This window comes from Curtobacterium sp. UNCCL20 (genome assembly GCF_900101675.1).
In the GTDB taxonomy this organism is placed as follows: Bacteria; Actinomycetota; Actinomycetes; order Actinomycetales; family Microbacteriaceae; genus Curtobacterium.
On sequence record NZ_FNKG01000005.1, the window covers coordinates 1 to 2,608 of the forward strand.

Annotated in this window: 1 rRNA gene; it reads left to right on the forward strand. The window is 55.1% G+C overall.

Going from position 1 to position 2,608, the window contains the following annotated elements:
• A 23S ribosomal RNA gene (locus tag BLT36_RS18190) occupies positions 1-2,590 on the forward strand; the annotation flags it as partial.
• Positions 2,591-2,608 lie beyond the last annotated feature (18 nt).

Here is a 2,608-nt window from a genome sequence, read left to right on the forward strand (position 1 = left end):
ACAAGTACCGTGAGGGAAAGGTGAAAAGTACCCCGGGAGGGGAGTGAAATAGTACCTGAAACCGTTTGCTTACAAACCGTCGGAGCCTCCTTGTAGGGGTGACGGCGTGCCTTTTGAAGAATGAGCCTGCGAGTTAGTGATATGTGGCGAGGTTAACCCGTGTGGGGCAGCCGTAGCGAAAGCGAGTCTGAATAGGGCGATTTCAGTCGCATGTCCTAGACCCGAAGCGAAGTGATCTATCCATGGCCAGGTTGAAGCGACGGTAAGACGTCGTGGAGGACCGAACCCACTTCAGTTGAAAATGGAGGGGATGAGCTGTGGATAGGGGTGAAAGGCCAATCAAACTTCGTGATAGCTGGTTCTCTCCGAAATGCATTTAGGTGCAGCGTTGCGTGTTTCTCGCCGGAGGTAGAGCTACTGGATGGCCGATGGGCCTCAACAGGTTACTGACGTCAGCCAAACTCCGAATGCCGGTGAGTGAGAGCGCAGCAGTGAGACGGTGGGGGATAAGCTTCATCGTCGAGAGGGAAACAACCCAGACTACCAACTAAGGCCCCTAAGCGTGTGCTAAGTGGGAAAGGATGTGGAGTTGCATAGACAACCAGGAGGTTGGCTTAGAAGCAGCCACCCTTGAAAGAGTGCGTAATAGCTCACTGGTCAAGTGATTCCGCGCCGACAATGTAACGGGGCTCAAGCACACCGCCGAAGTTGTAGATTTCGCACACTCGATAAGCCTTCGTGGTTCAGTCGTGCGGAGTGGTAGGAGAGCGTCGTGTGGCGAGTGAAGCGGCGGAGTGATCCAGCCGTGGACGCTACACGAGTGAGAATGCAGGCATGAGTAGCGAAAGACGGGTGAGAAACCCGTCCTCCGAAAGACCAAGGGTTCCAGGGCCAGGTTAATCCGCCCTGGGTAAGTCGGGACCTAAGGCGAGGCCGACAGGCGTAGTCGATGGACAACGGGTTGATATTCCCGTACCGGCGAACAACCGCCCAAGCTAATCCAGTGGTGCTAAGAGTCCTAACCCGGTTCCAGCGGATCCCTTCGGGGTGATGCGGTCCGGTCTAACGCTCGACCCCATGCTGGTGCGGTTAGCGTATGAACAGGTGTGACGCAGGAAGGTAGCTGAGCCAGGCGATGGTATCCGTAAGGTGAACCTGGTGTAAGGATGTAGGGCTGACGATAGGCAAATCCGTCGTCTGTATGCCTGAGATCCGACGCGTACCCGTAAGGGGAAATCAGTGATCCTATGCTGCCGAGAAAAGCATCGACGCGAGGTTGCAGCCGCCCGTACCCGAAACCGACTCAGGTGGTCAGGTAGAGAATACCAAGGAGATCGAGAGAATCGTGGTTAAGGAACTCGGCAAAATGCCCCCGTAACTTCGGGAGAAGGGGGGCCGGACACGTGACCGGATTTACTCCGTGAGCGTTGAAGGCCGCAGAGACCAGTGGGAAGCGACTGTTTACTAAAAACACAGGTCCGTGCGAAGTCGCAAGACGATGTATACGGACTGACGCCTGCCCGGTGCTGGAAGGTTAAGAGGAGGGGTTAGCCTTTGGGCGAAGCTCTGAATTTAAGCCCCAGTAAACGGCGGTGGTAACTATAACCATCCTAAGGTAGCGAAATTCCTTGTCGGGTAAGTTCCGACCTGCACGAATGGCGTAACGACTTCCCAGCTGTCTCAACCGCGAACTCGGCGAAATTGCACTACGAGTAAAGATGCTCGTTACGCGCAGCAGGACGGAAAGACCCCGTGACCTTTACTACAGTTTGGTATTGGTGTTCGGTGTGGCTTGTGTAGGATAGGTGGGAGACTGTGAAGCGGGCACGCTAGTGTTCGTGGAGTCATTGTTGAAATACCACTCTGGTCACTCTGGATGTCTAACGTAGGACCCTGATCGGGTTCATGGACAGTGCCTGATGGGTAGTTTAACTGGGGCGGTTGCCTCCCAAAGAGTAACGGAGGCGCCCAAAGGTTCCCTCAACCTGGTTGGCAATCAGGTGGCGAGTGTAAGTGCACAAGGGAGCTTGACTGTGAGACTGACAGGTCGAGCAGGGACGAAAGTCGGGACTAGTGATCCGGCAGTGGCTTGTGGAAGCGCTGTCGCTCAACGGATAAAAGGTACCTCGGGGATAACAGGCTGATCTTGCCCAAGAGTCCATATCGACGGCATGGTTTGGCACCTCGATGTCGGCTCGTCGCATCCTGGGGCTGGAGTAGGTCCCAAGGGTTGGGCTGTTCGCCCATTAAAGCGGTACGCGAGCTGGGTTTAGAACGTCGTGAGACAGTTCGGTCCCTATCCGCTGCGCGCGTTGGAAATTTGAGAAGATCTATCCCTAGTACGAGAGGACCGGGATGGACGAACCTCTGGTGTGTCAGTTGTTCTGCCAAGGGCACCGCTGATTAGCTACGTTCGGACCGGATAACCGCTGAAAGCATCTAAGCGGGAAGCCGTCTTCGAGATGAGATTTCCATGCACCTTGAGTGTGAGAGGCTCCCAGCAGACTACTGGGTTGATAGGCCGGATGTGGAAGCGGGGACTAACGACCCGTGGAGCTGACCGGTACTAATAAGCCGAAGACTTGACAACACAACTATTTCCTCGCCT